This window comes from Parcubacteria group bacterium (genome assembly GCA_016186325.1).
GTDB lineage: Bacteria > Patescibacteriota > Minisyncoccia > UBA10092 > UBA10092 > JACPHB01.
Map to the genome: position 1 here is coordinate 1 of JACPLW010000006.1, position 16,803 is coordinate 16,803.

The 16,803-nt window shown below is 42.1% G+C and carries 12 protein-coding genes; 11 read left to right on the plus strand and 1 reads right to left on the minus strand.

Going from position 1 to position 16,803, the window contains the following annotated elements; genetic code table 11:
- The first annotated feature begins 54 nt into the window (after positions 1–54).
- The 6 genes from HYW79_02215 to HYW79_02240 all read left to right on the plus strand — a co-directional run bounded on the left by HYW79_02215 (position 55) and on the right by HYW79_02240 (position 11,578).
- Complete coding sequence (locus HYW79_02215) at positions 55–612, plus strand: hypothetical protein (GenBank protein MBI2635335.1); 558 nt, start codon at positions 55–57, stop codon at positions 610–612.
- Between the two features lie 14 nt (positions 613–626).
- Positions 627–4,286, plus strand: a complete 3,660-nt coding sequence (locus tag HYW79_02220; GenBank protein ID MBI2635336.1) for a lamin tail domain-containing protein — start codon at positions 627–629, stop codon at positions 4,284–4,286.
- Between the two features lie 78 nt (positions 4,287–4,364).
- Complete coding sequence (locus tag HYW79_02225) at positions 4,365–4,988, plus strand: hypothetical protein (protein ID MBI2635337.1); 624 nt, start codon at positions 4,365–4,367, stop codon at positions 4,986–4,988.
- A gap of 895 nt (positions 4,989–5,883) precedes the next feature.
- Positions 5,884–7,077, plus strand: a complete 1,194-nt coding sequence (locus HYW79_02230; GenBank protein MBI2635338.1) for a peptidoglycan-binding protein — start codon at positions 5,884–5,886, stop codon at positions 7,075–7,077.
- Between the two features lie 31 nt (positions 7,078–7,108).
- Positions 7,109–9,208: a hypothetical protein gene (locus tag HYW79_02235; protein ID MBI2635339.1), complete on the plus strand. Its 2,100-nt coding sequence runs from the start codon at positions 7,109–7,111 to the stop codon at positions 9,206–9,208.
- Between the two features lie 153 nt (positions 9,209–9,361).
- Positions 9,362–11,578 (plus strand): O-antigen ligase family protein, encoded by a 2,217-nt coding sequence (locus HYW79_02240; GenBank protein ID MBI2635340.1) that lies wholly within the window; start codon positions 9,362–9,364, stop codon positions 11,576–11,578.
- Here HYW79_02240 and HYW79_02245 read toward each other — a convergent pair.
- Positions 11,575–12,786, minus strand: coding sequence for a glycosyltransferase (locus tag HYW79_02245; GenBank protein MBI2635341.1), 1,212 nt, complete (start codon positions 12,784–12,786; stop codon positions 11,575–11,577). The genes HYW79_02240 and HYW79_02245 overlap by 4 nt on opposite strands.
- Before the next feature lie 66 nt (positions 12,787–12,852).
- Here HYW79_02245 and HYW79_02250 point away from each other — a divergent pair, with 66 nt between their 5' ends.
- The 5 genes from HYW79_02250 to HYW79_02270 all read left to right on the plus strand — a co-directional run bounded on the left by HYW79_02250 (position 12,853) and on the right by HYW79_02270 (position 16,802).
- A complete protein-coding gene (locus tag HYW79_02250) occupies positions 12,853–13,818 on the plus strand; it encodes a glycosyltransferase family 4 protein (protein ID MBI2635342.1) in 966 nt (321 codons plus the stop codon).
- Between the two features lie 27 nt (positions 13,819–13,845).
- Entirely contained in the window at positions 13,846–14,109 is a 264-nt protein-coding gene (locus tag HYW79_02255; protein ID MBI2635343.1) for a GIY-YIG nuclease family protein, read from the plus strand.
- Position 14,110: 1 nt separating this feature from the next.
- The gene (locus HYW79_02260) at positions 14,111–14,860 is read left to right on the plus strand and encodes a DUF2334 domain-containing protein (GenBank protein MBI2635344.1); all 750 of its coding nucleotides are present in this window, start codon (positions 14,111–14,113) and stop codon (positions 14,858–14,860) included.
- Positions 14,861–14,878: 18 nt separating this feature from the next.
- Positions 14,879–15,577: a class I SAM-dependent methyltransferase gene (locus tag HYW79_02265; GenBank protein MBI2635345.1), complete on the plus strand. Its 699-nt coding sequence runs from the start codon at positions 14,879–14,881 to the stop codon at positions 15,575–15,577.
- Between the two features lie 100 nt (positions 15,578–15,677).
- Positions 15,678–16,802: a glycosyltransferase family 4 protein gene (locus HYW79_02270; protein MBI2635346.1), complete on the plus strand. Its 1,125-nt coding sequence runs from the start codon at positions 15,678–15,680 to the stop codon at positions 16,800–16,802.
- Position 16,803: the final 1 nt, after the last annotated feature.

The window sequence follows — 16,803 nt, forward strand, 5'->3', positions numbered from 1 at the left end:
CCCCGCACCAGAACAAGTTCGGTGCGGGGCGAGAGGCATAAACAATAAAATATTATGGAAACGATGAAGTTTGATGAGGTGGGCCCCGAATCAGAACAAGTTCGGTACGAGGCGAGCCAAGGGGAAGAAAATAATCAAGCGGCGCCGAAGGCGCCGAGGAATAAGAGGCTGATTTGGGGCGGCGTAATTTTGGCCGTTTTAATTTTAGCCGTAATCGGCTGGCAGTATTGGCGATACACCCAAAGCCCGTATTATCAGCAGATGAAAGCGATTAAAACAATTGAAAAAGATCTTAAAGAACAAGATAAATGGGGCGGGAAAACGCCCGAAGAAACCGTGAGATTATTCACCGAAGCGGTTAAAAAAGGCGATTTTGAGTTGGCGAGTAAATATGGGCGTTCCGAGGATATTAAACCTGTTTTAGAAAAAATAAAAAATGATGGAAATATTGGCTTGCTCATAGAAGATTTAGAAAATGGTATGTTAGAGGAATCTCCGGGTTTTGCTGGTGAATACGTTGATTTAATAATTAAAGAAAGCGGCAAAACAAAATATTCGGTATTGACAATGCACAAAAGTGATGGGGGGACTTGGAAAATTGTTGAATTTTAATGAAATTTAAACCTATGAGCAAAAATTTAATAGCAATAACCGGAGGCCTGATTTTAGTCTCCGGTTTTTTGTTTTATCAAAATGGCGCGGCTTATAGCGATACAACGACTCATCCGGATTTAACAAGGGAGGTTATCACTTTTTATGAGCTTTCAACCGGTAAAAAATTTACCGAAGAACAAAAACAATGGGTTATTCAGGGGTCAATTGATGAAGATAGGGCGCCGAGATGGCTTAATCATTTTTATGATCAGGTCTATGAAAGAGGGCTTTCTACTGAAATGGTAGGTATAAACGGTTATTTAGCCAAAAATTGGGCGCAGTATTCTTCTTATCAGACGATTAATCCGGGAAATATTGCCAATTTGTGGGCTGGCAATGGGCCGGTTATTTCCGGAAGCTGGTGGGGAGATTTTTCTTATGAGGCGGCGATTAAAGATTATTCAAAAGACAAAGAAAAAGAGGCGTATGTTTCTTTAGGTCATATCTTACATTTAATTGAAGATGTTACTGTGCCGGAGCACACCAGAAATGACGCGCATCCGGGAGGCGATATGGCAAGTTTTTATGAGGATTGGACTAAAGAAAATTCTTCCGGTTTAACGCAGGATTTGGGTAAAAGAATATTTAATCAGGGGCATAAACCGGTAATTTATTCTGATTTAGAAAGTTATTTTAACAATTTGGCCACCTATACTAACACTCATTTTTTTAGTCCGCGAACAATCAATTCAAAATTGTATCAAAAGCCAAAAATTGTTTACGAAGATGGGAATTTTGCTTATGGGTTAGACGAAAATGGACAATATTTTGATTTGGCAGTAGTTAATAAAAAATCTTCTTATCGAAAGACTTATGAAATTAAAGATAGCAACAATCAAGTCCTTCAAGAATACTGGCTTCGGTTATCTCGGCAGGCGGTGATAAACGGCGCTGGCGTTATTCAATTATTTTTAACCGAAGCGGAAAAAGCGAAAGAAGTTGAACTGGCAAAACAAAAAGTTGAGGCGCAACAACTTGTGAAAAAAAGCTCTCTTATAAGCCAAATTTATAATTTTTTTAGGAGTCCGGACGCGCCGATGAGCGAGCCGGCTTTAACTATAACAAGCGAGCCGATTCCGGCTAAGCCGCAAATAGTTAAACTAATTCCAAAAACTGAATTTGTCGCGCAAACGCCAGTTCCAGCGCCAAAGCCGATTCCAGCTCCTGTTGTTGTAGCTCCGACACCGCCTCCGCCGGCGGTTTCAGCGCCGGTGCCGGAATCGGCGGCGCCGGCGCCCACGCCGGCGCCGCAGACTAATAATCCGGTAGTTTATGTCGGCGGAGGTGGCGGTAATGGAGGGGGAAGTTCGGGTTCAAATACTCAGCAATCAACTCAACAAAATTCAACACAAGAAAATATCGAGATATCAACATTTCAAGTGGGCGATTTGGTGATAAATGAGATTATGTATAACCCGGAAGGGGCTGATGATAAACATGAATGGATAGAGCTTTATAACAACTCCGGGCACAGTATAACATTAACCGGCGGTTCCGGCGGTTGGAAATTTGATGACGGGGCGACGTCGCTTCACGGATTGAATGAACCGCCGACAAATAGTTCGCAAGGATCAATGATGATTTCGGCCAGCGGCTATGTTATTTTAGCTGACAACGCGGCAACTTTTCTGACTGATTATCAGGGTTTTAACGGCGCAGTGATTGATACGGTAATGGATCTGAAAAACTCCACTTCAACTATTAAAACTATAAAAATAATCGCGCCTGACGGCGCCGTGATTGATTCGGTTTTATATTCTAATTCATGGGGAGCTGACGGCAACAGCAAGACGCTTGAAAGAAAGTCGGCCCCCGGCGGTTCAAACGAAGTGGCAAATTGGGCGCAGTCGTCTGCGCCCGGCGGTACGCCGGGCGCGCTCAATAACTGGGAATTATCGATGTCCGACATCGATAATTCCGCTTCAACGACTGTCGCTTTTGACGATACCGCCACTTCAACCGAAACAATTTTGGGCTTAGGCACCGATGTTTCGTCAACGACAACAATCGCAACAGACACAACATGGACACTCGCCGGCAGCCCTTATCGGCTGATTTTTAATTCGGTAAACCGTCCGACGGTCGCCGCTGGTGCCGTTCTCACAATAGAGCCCGGCGTAAAAGTTATTCCCCAGGGCGGCGGTTACACCGCGCTTGAAATTCAGGGAACGCTTAACGCTGTTGCCACCTCCGGCGCGCCAATAATTTTCACTTCAATAAACGATGCCGATAACAGTACCTCAACGACACCGCAAAAAGGCGACTGGCTTAATATCGCATTTAGTCAGGGCTCACAAGCAAATTTGGATTATGTTGAATTCCGCTATGGCGGCCAGGGGAATACGTTGCCGCTTTACGAAATGGTTAATATCGTCGGCGCGACGGTTAATATAAAGAATTCAAAATTTGAAAACTCTCAAAACACCGCCTTGCATCTGGTGGATTCGTTGGGAGTGGTGGAAAATTCCACTTTCTTAGACAATAATTGCGGAATATCCATTGATTCATCTAATGGTATCGCTAATACCAACTACGCTGGTTGTTACGGAGTTCACACAACTGGCCAGGTTTTATCTGCCGCGCCTCAAATAAAAAACAACCAATTTATACGCAATCAAATTGGCGTTGAGGTTAGAAGCGGAGCAGCTCCGATCATGGATAATAATATTTTTACTGACAATGGTTACCCCATAAAAATTGAAAGCTCATACCCAAGCGTTACTAATTCACAATTAGCAAATTCAACCACAAGCCCAAATATCTTAAACGGAATCGCCATTTCCGGCTATACGCATTTTTCTCAAAATCACACGCTTAAAAATGATCCACAACTGCCATATATTCTAGAAACAAATGGGCCGGATATTTCACCTTATATTGATGTCGACGCAACACTGACTTTAGAACCCGGCGTTATTTTTAAAACCGGCCACACTTTTACGGCTCTTAACGTAAATGGCTCGCTTATTGCTTCAACTACACCCGACAACCCGATTGTTTTTACATCTCTAAAAGATGACGCGAGGGGAGGCGACACCAATGGCGACGGTTCGACAAGCTCACCACAAGACAGCGACTGGGCAAATGTTAAATTTCTTGCCGGTTCTATCGGTAATTTTGTAAATACGATTTTTAGTTATGGCGGCTCTGGTTTTGTTCCTTACGACCTTCCTCCAATAAATACTTTGGCAAAAGATTTCCCCGCTGTTACAACATCGGGTAACTATACGGGAATAACAAGCAGTGAATGGATTGCCGAAAACAGCTATAATTTTAATAAGGTTATTTTTCATAATTTTTCTACAAATAATCCCCAAAATCTCGGTCATCTTGCGGGTATTAAGGATTCCGGCAATAATTTTATTGCTTCAACTGAATTAGGCGGCTTGCAAAATATAGAGGAAATTGAACTAACCGCTCCACTGCAAGGACAATTTATGGCAGGGGAAAGATACTATGCAATAATACAGATTAGCCAACCCGACGGAACCTCGGTTGGTCAAGAGGACTCATTCTCAATTGGTATAGATGAATCGGGAATGTTGGCTGTTGCTTTTTATGAATTAGTGCCCGGCGCTCCGGCTAATCCCGCTCTTTCCATTGACGCCGGCGCCTCCGTTATTGTTCAATAGCATTATTGATGTCCGACATCAATAGTTTTGGGGATAAGATGGGGATAACTTTATGGGTTTAATAAATCTATAATCTACATGGAGGATTTTTTTGATAATGAACTTGGAAGAAGGGTTCTGGCTTTAACGAAGGCCGGTTTTAAGGTTTCTGATTTGATTCCAGATATGGCTTTGCGGGAAAAGATAAAACACCAGATTTTAGCTGTTTATAAAATTTTTTTTGAGAAAAAATACCCCGAATTATTAAAAGAACTTGATGTCTTGGACGGTTTTTTCTTTTTGGCCGGTCATTTGAATTTGGCAAAAGAAGAGCATGTAAAAACGCTAAGAAACGGCCTTTTGGTTTTTAAGTCCCAAATCATTATAGAAATGCATCCGCGATCTAAATTTTCTGCCACTGATTTTCCACAAGCAACGGAGCGAAAACCGGAAAAACCCTCTTTCACCAGAGCTTTGGAAATCGAGGAAAAAAGAACGGCTTTATCTCTACAAAAAGACAATGAGCTTAGCGACAGGCAAGAGAAGATTTTAAAGTATTTTAAGGAAGGTAAAGATGTTCTCAAACTCGCTGATTTGCTAACGATTTTTCCTGATGTTAATGAAAAGACGGTTCGAAACGATCTTATATTTCTTATCAAAATTGGAAAAATATCAAGACAAGGCACGGGAAGCGGCAGTCATTACCGGCTTTTGGAAAAATAACGGGCTTTTTAGTTCGGAAGTTCGGAATAGTTCGGAAGTTTCCGAACTATTCCGAACTCGGAAAACAGGCTTCCGAACTATTCTGAATTATTTACCCCACTTTGGCAATTATTTTCACCATTTTTTCATCTCTTTTCTCTTCTCTAAAAATCAAATAAATTGTTTTCTGAAGTGAAGTTTATGAAAGCGTTTTAGCATGGTCCTCGCCATGGCGGGGTAAAACACTTTCATCGGATCCCGCCATGGCGGGACTGGGCGACCGAGAGCACGAGGAAAACAATCTATTTGATTTTTTCCACTAAAGTTATCCACAATTTCACTCAATATTCAATCATTATTATAATTTATTTAAGAACTTTAGTTATCCACATTCAGATGTTTTAAAACATCTATTTTTGCCTTAAATTAAGGATATTTTAACACCCAATGCAGGTACTTGCCTAAGGTAGAATTTGGTGATATTATGAAAGCGTGACAAAACAATGTAATATATGGTTGCAATCGTGAAAAACCGATGATATAATTCTTCATTGACTGCTGATGACGGTTTTGTTATTATAACCTTTTGGGATTGAACTTTGACAAATTAAATTTTATGAAGCGAACGAAAGTTCGCACTTGAGAAATTATAGAAACACCAAGGCTAGAGATGCCGGTGATTTCTATAAACTAAATTGTAGAAATTCTCACGCGGAATCCGCGTAAGTTTTCTTCAGTATAGTTCGGAAGTTAGAAATCGGAAATCTCATCAATTACATTTGGCGAGAAAGTATTTACTAAGCTAATCGGAAATGGAAATTTTTTCCCAATCGGGTAATAATTTCCATATAAAATTATTATAATTAAAAGTTAATTAGAAATTTAAAATTAAGGAGAAAAAATTATGTTTAATGAGATGACAAATAAACGAGTTTCATTGCCTATTGGTCTCGTCCTCTTGGGCGCGGCATTGGCTGTGGTTCTTAGTTTTTCAGTGCCGAAGGCCGGCGCTGTAACCATAGAAGAGTTACTGCTCCAGATTCAGCAATTGCAAGCACAGCTTGTTGCGTTGCAAGGCGGATCTAGCTCGCCTGCTGCAACGGCTTGCACCTTCACCCGCTCGCTCTATCTTGGAGTTAGCAGTGGCGCAGATGTAAAATGTTTGCAACAGTATCTTAATAGCGCCGGTTATCCAGTATCTTCAAGCGGCGCCGGTTCAGTGGGTAACGAAACAATGTTTTTTGGTTCGTTGACTCGTTCAGCTGTTGCCAGGTGGCAAGCTGGAAATAACGTAGCCCCAGCCGTTGGTTACTTCGGCCCAATTTCACGGGCCAAGTATTCTGCATTAGCTGGTGGTGTTATACCGCCCCCCGGTCCTACGCCAACAGCCGGCGGTCTTAGCGTTAGTCTTTCAGCAATGACTCCGGCCTCAAGAGCCCATGTCGTTGGTGCGGCTAACATGCCGTTCGGCCGATGGACTTTCACTGCCGGTTCCGGCAATGTGACCGTTACCTCTTTGAAATTCACCCGCTCGGGCATTTCATCCGACGCGGAAGTTAGCAACGCCGAACTTTATGATGTGGCTACCGGCGATTATATCGCTCAATATACCGGCTTAGGTTCCGGCGTTTTGTCGTTCTCTAATTCATCCGGCGTGTTCACAGTTAACGCAGGCACAAGTAAGGAAGTTGAAATGCGCATCAAGAACTCCGGTTCTAATAACCACACGATGGCTTGGGGTTTGAACGCGGCGGCCGATGTGGTTTCAAACGCGACAAGCGTTTCTGGCGTATTTCCGGCAACTTCAAACGCGATGACCTTCGTTTCGGTTACCGACCCGGCGATTGCCACTTTGACCTCTGCTGTCGTTACAACCGGCGGCTCAGTTAACGCCGGCACCACAGGATATCTTTCCGGTTCATTCACTTTAGTGGCGGCAAATAGCGCTGTCTATCTTGATAGAATTGTTCTTACCCAGAACGGTTCATCTATTTCGGGCACCGACGTTACCAACGTTAAATTGGTAACCACCGGCGGCCAGCAGCTCGGCAGTGTTTTGCCAAACTTAAGCTCTGACGGCAAAGGCACGGGCGCGCGACAAGACCTATAATGTAGGCGTCAGCCCATCGGCCACTCTTGCTATGACGACAACCACCATTGAAGCCGGTACTTTAACCTTGACTCTTGACCCGTCAAGCCCGACCGGCAATATCGCCCCGAGCCAGACCAACGTTACCGTATTAAAGGTAAAAGTGGTTGCTTACGGCGAACAGGTTAAAGTTCTCTACATCCCGTTTAAGATTGTGACCGGCGGCGGCACAACCGACTTCACCAATCAGGTTGACAACATCTATATGGTTGACGATGTCGGAAATCAGATTGGCACCACAATCACCGCTGCCGACAGCTCGGTGGCCGCGGGCGGAACGTGGGACAATAATGACTCCACGCCCGCCACTTTCGGCACCTCGTCTTCAAACATCAACTACCTAATTCCGGCCAACACGACCAGAATCTGGAGTTTGAAACTTGACGTTGTGTCAACGGCTTCCAGCACGATGACCACCAGCTTAGTGGCCGGCACCGACAACTACCAGGGCCAGATTTCCAACGTTTCAACCGGCGATACGACCGCGGTTGGCGGCAACCAACTAACCGTCACTTCCAGTCCGTTCCAGGCCAAGCAGAACAGCGCATTTGGCGCGGGCAATATAGTGAAAGGCCAGACGGCCGCGAAAATCGCTTCGTTCGTTTTGTCCGCTTCTTCGGCCGAAGGGATTAATGTTTCAACCATCACTCTTACCTCGTCAACGACTTTCCCGTTTGCCAACCTTATGATTAAGGTAAACGGCGTCCAGTTTGGCGACAACAAGGGTTCGCTGTTGGCCTCAACCGACTACACCTTTGCCGGCTCTTCTCCGGTCCTAATTCCGGCAGGCGGCAGTGTTACGGTTGACGCGTATGTTGACGTTTTGACCAGCGCCACCGCTCTTGGTTCTTCAACTTATATTAAGTTGGACAGCGCTTCAGCTGTCGGCGCTCTTACCGCTTCTTCACAGACCTTAAAGACAACCGGCGGTTCCAATGTTGATGACAGCAACGACATTGCCGGCCAGAGTTTCACGGTTAATACAACCGGCGGCACAATGACGATTGCCAAAGACGCCGCTTCCCCGGCCTCTTATCAAGCGGTTATGGGCAAGACCGGCCAGTCGCTTGGTATCTGGAGGTTCACCGGCAGCTCGGTTTCAGACACTAATATTACCGATATGACAGTTACGGCCAGCACCTCGGTATCCGGCGCTGAATCTTCATTTGAGAACGTACAATGGTACAAGGGCGGCGTAGCTGTAGGTCCGGTTGTAGTTTCCGGTACCGCTTCCGGCACCGCCGGCGCGGAAACTGGTTACTCCTACACCTACCACTTCACCGACCCGATTGTTATTCCGATGAATACCGGTGTTTCTCTTGAACTGCGCGGCGGTGTTGCTTCGTTCCTTTCGGGTGGCTCCACTTCAAACGGACAGTATAAATTCAGGATTGAAAGCCCGGATGACGTGACCGCGCTATCTACAGGCGGTTCGCTTTCAGTGACTGTTTCTGGTCCTAATGGCGGCTCCGGCATGGATGTCAACGCGATTACGGTTGTAAGGACAAAGTTGTCCGTAGCTTCGTCTAACACTTATGGTGGCAGTAACACTATCGCTACATCCGGCCACGCGCCGAGCGCGGCAGATGTTGTTGCGGCGTTTGTGTTCACCGCTGATTCGGCTAACGATGTCGTGATTAACACCGTTTCTCTGAAACTTGCCGGTTCAACTCTCGTTACTTTGACGGTTAAACTTATTGATGATGAAACCGGTTCGGCATGGGGTTCAACTCCCGCTGCCGGTTTGCAGCACGGTATTCCGACTAATGTCGGCGAGATTTCAACCGCTGCCGGTACTTCCACGGTTATCTTCAGGCCGGCCTACACCTTGTCTGGTGGCGCGACCAAGAAAGTCCGTGTTCAGGTTGACTCGACCGGTTTGACTCCTACCGCGGGCACCGCGAATGGTTCATTGGTCCAGTTCTATCTGGATAACACCACGAGCGGTAGCGCGGAAGCTGGCAACGACGGCAATATCATTCAATGTTCAATAGTCACTTGTAACGCGATTGGCTGGAACGATGGCGACACCACCGGTCTCAACCTTGAGGCCAAGGTCTTGCCGATCTACGCTCCGGCAGTTCGCTACTAATCTTTCTCGGATTTCCTATCCGTCCTTCGCTCTTTCAGAGCTACGGAGGACGGGCTTGTGATAGGAAGTTCGTGTAAAACCAACCCCGTCCCGCAATTGCGGGACGGGGTTTTGGTTTGTATAAAAGGGGATTTTTATGATAATATCTAAGCCATGTTGAACGTTGAATATTACTTAAACAGAATAATAAAATACGGTCTTTACGCGATTTTGCTGATGCCATTGGCTTTCTGGCCGAAGGCGCTTTTTCCGTTTTTAACGCCAAAGTTTATTTTGTTTCAGATACTTGTTGAAATTGTTTTTGCCGCCTGGTTGATATTGCGATTATTGAAATCTGATTTTTCTCGAAGTCCGACCTCGAGATCCCCAGAGGTCGGACTTTCTCCCTTCAGGAGATCTCTCGAAGGGAGACAAACGCCGAAGTCGGACTTCAGGAATTATTTATTTTTATCGTTATTAGGATTTTTAGCCGTTTCATTTATTTCCGCGCTTTTTGGTGTTGATTTTTCAAGAAGTTTTTGGGGCATCGGCGCGCGGATGACCGGACTATTTGCCGAACTGCATTTTTTCGCTTGGTTTTTAGTTTTAGTAAGCTTTTTCCGAATGAAGTCCGACTTTCCCCGAAGTCCGACTTCGAGATCCCCAGAAGTCGGACTTCAAATTCTAAAGTCGGACTTCAACTCTTATATAGATTTTTCTTTTTTTGTTGCCTTAGCAGTAGCGGCAACGGCTTTCTATCAAAATCTTACGTGGGGACTATCGTTAGGTTATGGTATTTTTAATAATCCGACTTTTGTCGCACCTTATTTAATCTTTCATTTTTTTTGGGGCATTTATCAAACGTTTATGTTTTCGAAGTCCGACCTCCGAAGTCCGACTTCGAGATCCCCAGAAGTCGGACTTCAAGTACCGAGGTCGGACTTCAAGAAATGGTTTTTTGGCGCCGGCGCATTGCTTCTTTTGTTTGTAATTATATTCGCCCAAATCCGCGGCGCTGTTTTAGGTCTTCTCGTCGGAATTTTTGCCCTTGGCATCGGCCTGATTTTTAGCGATATCTTTAAGCGGCGCTTTAGAGTTGTTCTCTCGGCAATTTATATTTTTCTGATTGTCGGTGTTGCCGGCTTTTGGTATTTACGCGATAATCCGGCCGTTTTAAAATTCAGTCCGATAAAGCGCGTAACCGGCATCTCCCTGCAGGAAACCACTGTTCAAACTCGGTTTTTAGCTTGGCAAGTAGCCATCAATGGCGCTAAAGATAAATTGCTATTGGGCACGGGGCCGGAAAATTTCAATTATCTTTTTAACGCTCATTACAATCCCAAATTTCTGAAATTCGGCGGTGGGGGATTCGGCGAGACCTGGTTTGACAAGCCGCATAACGCGTTCTTGGAAGTTTTAGCTGAGACGGGGATTATAGGAATCCTGGCTTATATTTTAGTCTGGATCGCGGCCGGACTGTCTTTGTATAAACTTTTCAAGCGAAATGAAAAATTATTATCAATTGTACTGGCGAGCGCGTTTTTATCTTATCTTGTAACGGTATTTTTTTCGTTTGACAGCTTCGGTTCGTGGTTCGGATTGTTTTTATTTTTAGCGTTTCTTGCTTCGCAAGAAGTCCGACTTCGGGGATTTTTGAAGTCGGACTTCAATATTGGAAACGTGCAAATATCGCGAATTGCTAATAAATATTCGCAATTAGCATCATTGGCAATAGCCGGGGGTTTACTAGCATTATTATCCGCAAATTATGGAATATGGCGAGCCAATACTGCCGATGCCGACGCTTTGCGTACTTTTCCAAGAAACACGGAACGGGGGATTGCCTTGTTTAAAAAAACGCTAAACTATTTTACGCCTTATAAATCGGAATACAGACTTGATTTATTTATGACCGTTGGCAATGCCATACAAGTCAATTATCCGATGCCCAATCTGGAAGAAACTATAAATTTTGTCTTGGCCGAATCGGATAAAATGATTGTTGATCATCCAAAAGATGCGGCTTATTATACCAGTCTGGTAAAACTTTACGATATTTTGGGAGAAAAAGGCCGCGATTCCCAGATTCTTGAAGTGGCGCGATCTTATGGCGAAAAATCTTTGGAATTAAGTCCAAATCGCCAGGAAACTTTATTTTATTTAACTAAAAATTCATTGCTTGAAAATAATACCAAGGCGGCTGTCGCTTATGCGATTAAAGCAACTGAAGCCGACCCATCAATTAACTTAAGTCATTGGTATTATGGGTTGGCTTTGATTGCGGATGGCCAACAAGAAAAAGGAGTGGTTGAAATTAAAAAAGCTTTTGAATTGGGCTACAAACCGCAAAATGAGATAGAAAGAAATTTTATTAAGCAATTAGGATTTTAAAACAGCTCTTCGTTTTTGCGGAGCATTTCTTCAATCCCAAATTTTTCTTTAACAATAGTAGAGGTATTCTTAACGCATTCTTGCGCCAAGCTCGGGTGGGTTAATATTTTTTCTATTGCCGCCGCCAAAGCATCGGAATCAGCCGGCTCAACTAAGAGTCCTGATTTTTCGTTTTCAATCATTTCAGCAATACCAGCGATATTGGTTGCCACAATAGGTATCTCGGCGGCCATAGCTTCTAAAATTGCCCATGGCTGGCCTTCTTTTACCGAGGGAAGAACAAACAAATCGAATGCTTTTAAATATTTATATGCGTCGGGAATTGAACCGGCAAGATAAAACATGTTTTCAAGTTCGTTTTTTTGTATCAATTTTTCAATTTTTTGTCGCTCCGGACCATCGCCGATAATCATAAAATGGCGGTCAATTTTTTCATCTTTTAATTTTTTGGCGGCAAGAACCAAAAATTCCAGACCTTTATTTTTGTAGAAGTTGGCAACTGTGCCGATCAGGGATTCTGTTGTTGGGTGAGTTTGTCGGAATAAAAATTGACGCGCTTTATCTCTAGAGAAAAATTTTAGTTCATCAACGTTTAAGCTATTATAAATTGTTATTATTTTTTCTGGTTTGGCGATTTTATTTTTTATCGCTAGTTGCCGGTCAAATTCTGAATTTACAATGATAATATCTTTAAATGGAGCGGATATCTTTTCTGCCCAAAGGTATAATTTTTTAAATATAATATTGCGCGGTTCTTTAAACGCCCAACCGCCGATACGATAAATTATTTTCGGTTTTCCCTGCCAAAATAGCATGCGATAAAAATTTCCGGCAATAGAACCGGAAAAGCCAGCCTCCGAACTTAAGAGATAAAGAATGTCGGGCTTAAATTTTCTGATTAACCCGAAAATTTCCGCGAAAGCGAGAATATTTTTTATGCCGAAAATATTTGAAAAATTCCTGATTTTAGCCGTTTTTATGTTCTTTTCCCGTCCAGATGAATCTGGGCGAGGCTCTCGCCTCGTCTCCGAGTCGGAGCGGGCGCCCTCTTTAGGGGCGGCGGCCAGCTTTTCCAGTAGTTCTCCATGACCGCCGGCAGCAACCAAAATATCGTACTTTTGGACGTCTAAATGCGTTGTAAGTTCATAGAGAAACCTCTGGGCGCCACCCATTTCCGATTTAGTTATAATAAATAGTAATTTTTTCATAAACGGCTTATTTAAGCCAAAAATTCAGTTTGACTTGGAAAGTATTTTATTATATTATAAATCACGTTGATAAAAACTACAAAAAAATTAATTTTAATAATCACACCTCATATTAAAGGCGGGCCGTGGCAGTGGGGCGCCGATTTAGTGAGTGAAATTAATAAGGCCGAAAAAGAATTTTGCGCCAAACAGATTTATTTGGTTAAAGATAAATTACTCAGCCCTTTCAGGTGGAATATCAAACTAATACATACAACGAATCCGTTGGCTTTTTCGTTTTTGATGCGGCCTCTAATCTTAACGATTCACGGTAAAATTCATGGAAGTTTTTGGAAATTTTTTTATTGGCTTGGTTATCATCGCGCCTCAATCGTGACGGTGCCTTCGGAGTTTTTAAAAAACTCACTTAATATTAAAAATGCCATAGTTATACCAAACGCTATTGATATTTCAAATTTTATTGAAGTTAAATTGGAGGAACGGGATTATTTTAATATTTTAACCGTCACTAAACTGTGGTTTCCCGATAAAGCCAGGGGATTGTTTGAACTGGCAAGAATTATTTTTAATTTAGCCAGAGATTTCGATAAAAGAATAAATTGGCGGATTATCGGTTATGGGCCGCTTTTAGAAGATATTAAGAAATCAGTTGCGTCACTTGAGCGGCCAAAAAATTTAAGCGTCCAATGGTTCGGCCAAGACATTCCTAAAAAATATTTTTCCGATTCAGATATATTCGCCTATTTTTCTTATGAAGATAATATGCCGATTGCGTTAATGGAAGCCATGGCATCCGGCCTTCCGGTAGTAACAAATAAGGTCGGCGCGGTTGATGAAATAATTGATTCTAATAGTGATGGCTTTATAGCTAAAGACAGCCAGGATTATCAAAATATATTATTAAAATTAATGAACAGTTTTACTTTAAGGCAGGGTATCGGCTTAGCAGCAAGGCAAAAGATTAAAATTCAATTTAGTTGGGGAGTTGTTTTGCCTAAGTGGATTGAATTATATAAAAAAGTAATGAAGTAAATTGATCTACCAAAATTTTTGAAAATCATGCATTACGTTTATATTTTACAAAGCGAAAAAAACGGTGATATATGTATCGGTTGTACCAACGACCTTAAAAAGCGTTTTATTATGCACAACTCGGGAAAAGTGGTGTCTACTAAAAATAAGCAACCTTTAAAATTGATTCATTATAAATCATTTATCGATAAACATGACGCTTTTACTAGAGAACAATGGCTAAAAACCGGTTGGGGTCGTAATCGGATTAGAAAAATGTTATCTAATTATTTCAAAAATTTAGGTAGATAAAATGGCAAGAATTTTTTTTAGATTAGACGATATAGCACCCAATATGAATTGGGATAACTTTAATTCTCTTGTCGCGATATTTAAAAAATATAGCGTGAGGCCACTGATTTTGATAATTCCGGATAACAAAGACGCGGGGCTGTTAAAATATCCGGCCAGAGGAGATTTTTGGCAAACGGTAAAAGAATTGGTAAATGACGGCTGGTCTTTTGGTCAACACGGCTATCAGCATCTTTATAAAATCAAAGAGGGGGGGATTTTAAATATCAACAAAAAAAGCGAATTTGCCGGAGTTGGTTATAAAGAACAGAGTAAAATAATTGCCGAAGGGAGGGGCATAATGCAAATCAATGGCTTAAGCCCGGAAATTTTTTCCGCCCCCGGCCATTCTTTTGATAAAAACACTATTTTAGCGCTTAAAGAAAATGGTTTTAAATATTTAAGCGATGGTATCGCGCTTTATCCATTCAAAAAGTGGGAGTTGAGATGGCTGCCGCAAATAATGTGGCGGCCGAGAAAAATTTTATTTGGCATGGCGACAGTTGCGCTCCATCCCAATACTATGTTGCCGGAAGATTTAAATAATTTGGAAAAATTTATTAAAGAAAACCGCGAACGAGTCGGTAATTTTGAAGAATTAATAAAATGGAAAGCGGGATTTAACGCGCCGGTTATCTTAATTGCCAATCGAATTTTTAAAATTTTTTGGTATTTGATGTTTTATTTTAAATTCAAAATAGTAAAATACTAAATACTAAATACTTTTTTAATGGCTTACCAAGATAAAAATTTTAAATATATTAACGCGACTGCTTATGATAAGCGGGGAGATTTATCGATTTTAGAAAATTATGTTCTGGGACTTTGGCAGCCGTTTTTAAAGAAAAAAATTAGCGAGTTGAGCAACGGCAAGATTGTTATTGATTGGGGCTGCGGTACAGGCGAATACGCTTTGGCGGCCGAAATGGCTAAAAAGATTTATTGTATAGACATTTCTAATGTTATGCTGGCGAACGCTAGAGAAAAACTAAAATCTTTTAATAATGTTGAGTTCATCCACGGTTCCGGGTTTAAGGATGAAATCCCCGGCGGCATTGGAGAATTAGTTTTAACGATTGGCGTATGGGAGTATGTTGATCCGATAAAACTTTTTAAAGAGATTAAAAGATTAACCGAGCGAGGAGGTTTGGTATTAGTGGTTTTTCCGAATATTTACAATGACTTAAATTGGGTAAGAAGTATTGTTAAACTAAAAAAAGTCGCTCTTCGGCCAGGTTTTATAAAAAATCTTTTTAGAAGTGATTTTACGCTGGTTGAATCGGCAAGTTTTGGAAATGTTTCTTTTACGCCAAAGCGAATGCAGTTTTTAGCCCTGCCCGTATGGAAATTCTGCGACTGGTTATGGAGGCCGTTCCAAAAATTCCTGCCGCTTGGAATTAATGTTTATTATTTATTCGAACGCAAATGAATCCCGTTAGAAATTTATATTAACTTATATAAACAAAGATTATAATCAGCAATTATGTTTATTTTAGTAATTAATAAAATTAAAGTAGGTTTCTAACGGGATGAACGTTTGTTTTGTAGGAAAACATAAATATCCTAAAGATATTTTTTCTAACGAACTGGATATGAAAACCTGGCGATCTTTGGGCGCTTACTTTGACAGGCTTTTTGTGATCGCTGAATCGCCGGATTTATTTTTTCGTAAAGCCCGCGAAAAAAATATTTCGGTATATCTTTTGCCGCGTCTTGGCTACCTAGGTTTTATTAAGCAATCGGTATTTTTGGGACTTTACTTAAATTGGCATTATGGCGTAGACGTTTTTGACGCCTCGGAAGTCGCCGGCGGAGGCGCCACTGTTTCGGTGTTAAAATTTTTTACCGGAAAACCGACAGTAATTGAAGTTCAAGGCGAAATTTTTCGTAAAGTCAAAAGAGAAAATCTAAAAAGCTGGCTTCTTAAAAAAATTGGTCGCTATGTCATGAGAAAAGCGGCGCGAGTGCGGGTTATAAGCCAAGCAATATACAATCAGGTTTTGGAACAGGGAATTCCGGAATCAAAAATCCGCCTCGTCTCTCTCCGCGTTGATCTCAACCTTTTCAACCCATTATCGATGTCGGACATCGATAGTTTTGGGGATAAAGTGGGGATAACTAAGATAGGGTATTTAGGGAGGTTAGTGGATGGGAAAGGATTGGAGGATTTATTTAAAGTAATCGCGATTTTAAAATCACAAGATTTAAAGTTTAATTGTTTAATTTTTGGAACGGGGCCGCTGGAAGCAAAACTAAAAAAAATGGCCGACGATTTAGAAATTGCCGATAAAATAGAATGGCGGGGGTTTGTGCCGTATGGCAAAGTGCCGGAAGCGCTGATGCAAATAGATATTTTTGTTTATCCGTCGTGGCACGAGGGTTTTGGCCGTTCTATTATGGAAGCGCTGGCTATGGAAAAAGCGGTTGTGGCAACGCGGGTCGGCGGTATTCCGGATTTGGTAAAAGACGGAGAAAACGGATTTTTGGTTGAATCGCATAATTCTTCTGCGTTGGCGCAAAAAATAAAAGAATTAATAGAAAATAAAGAATTAAGAGAAAAATTCGGTAAAGCGGGAAGAGAGCATGTTAGTAAAAATTATGAGTGGAACGACGGCATAAAAAAATTCGCTCAGCTCTTCTTAGAGCTTAAATAAT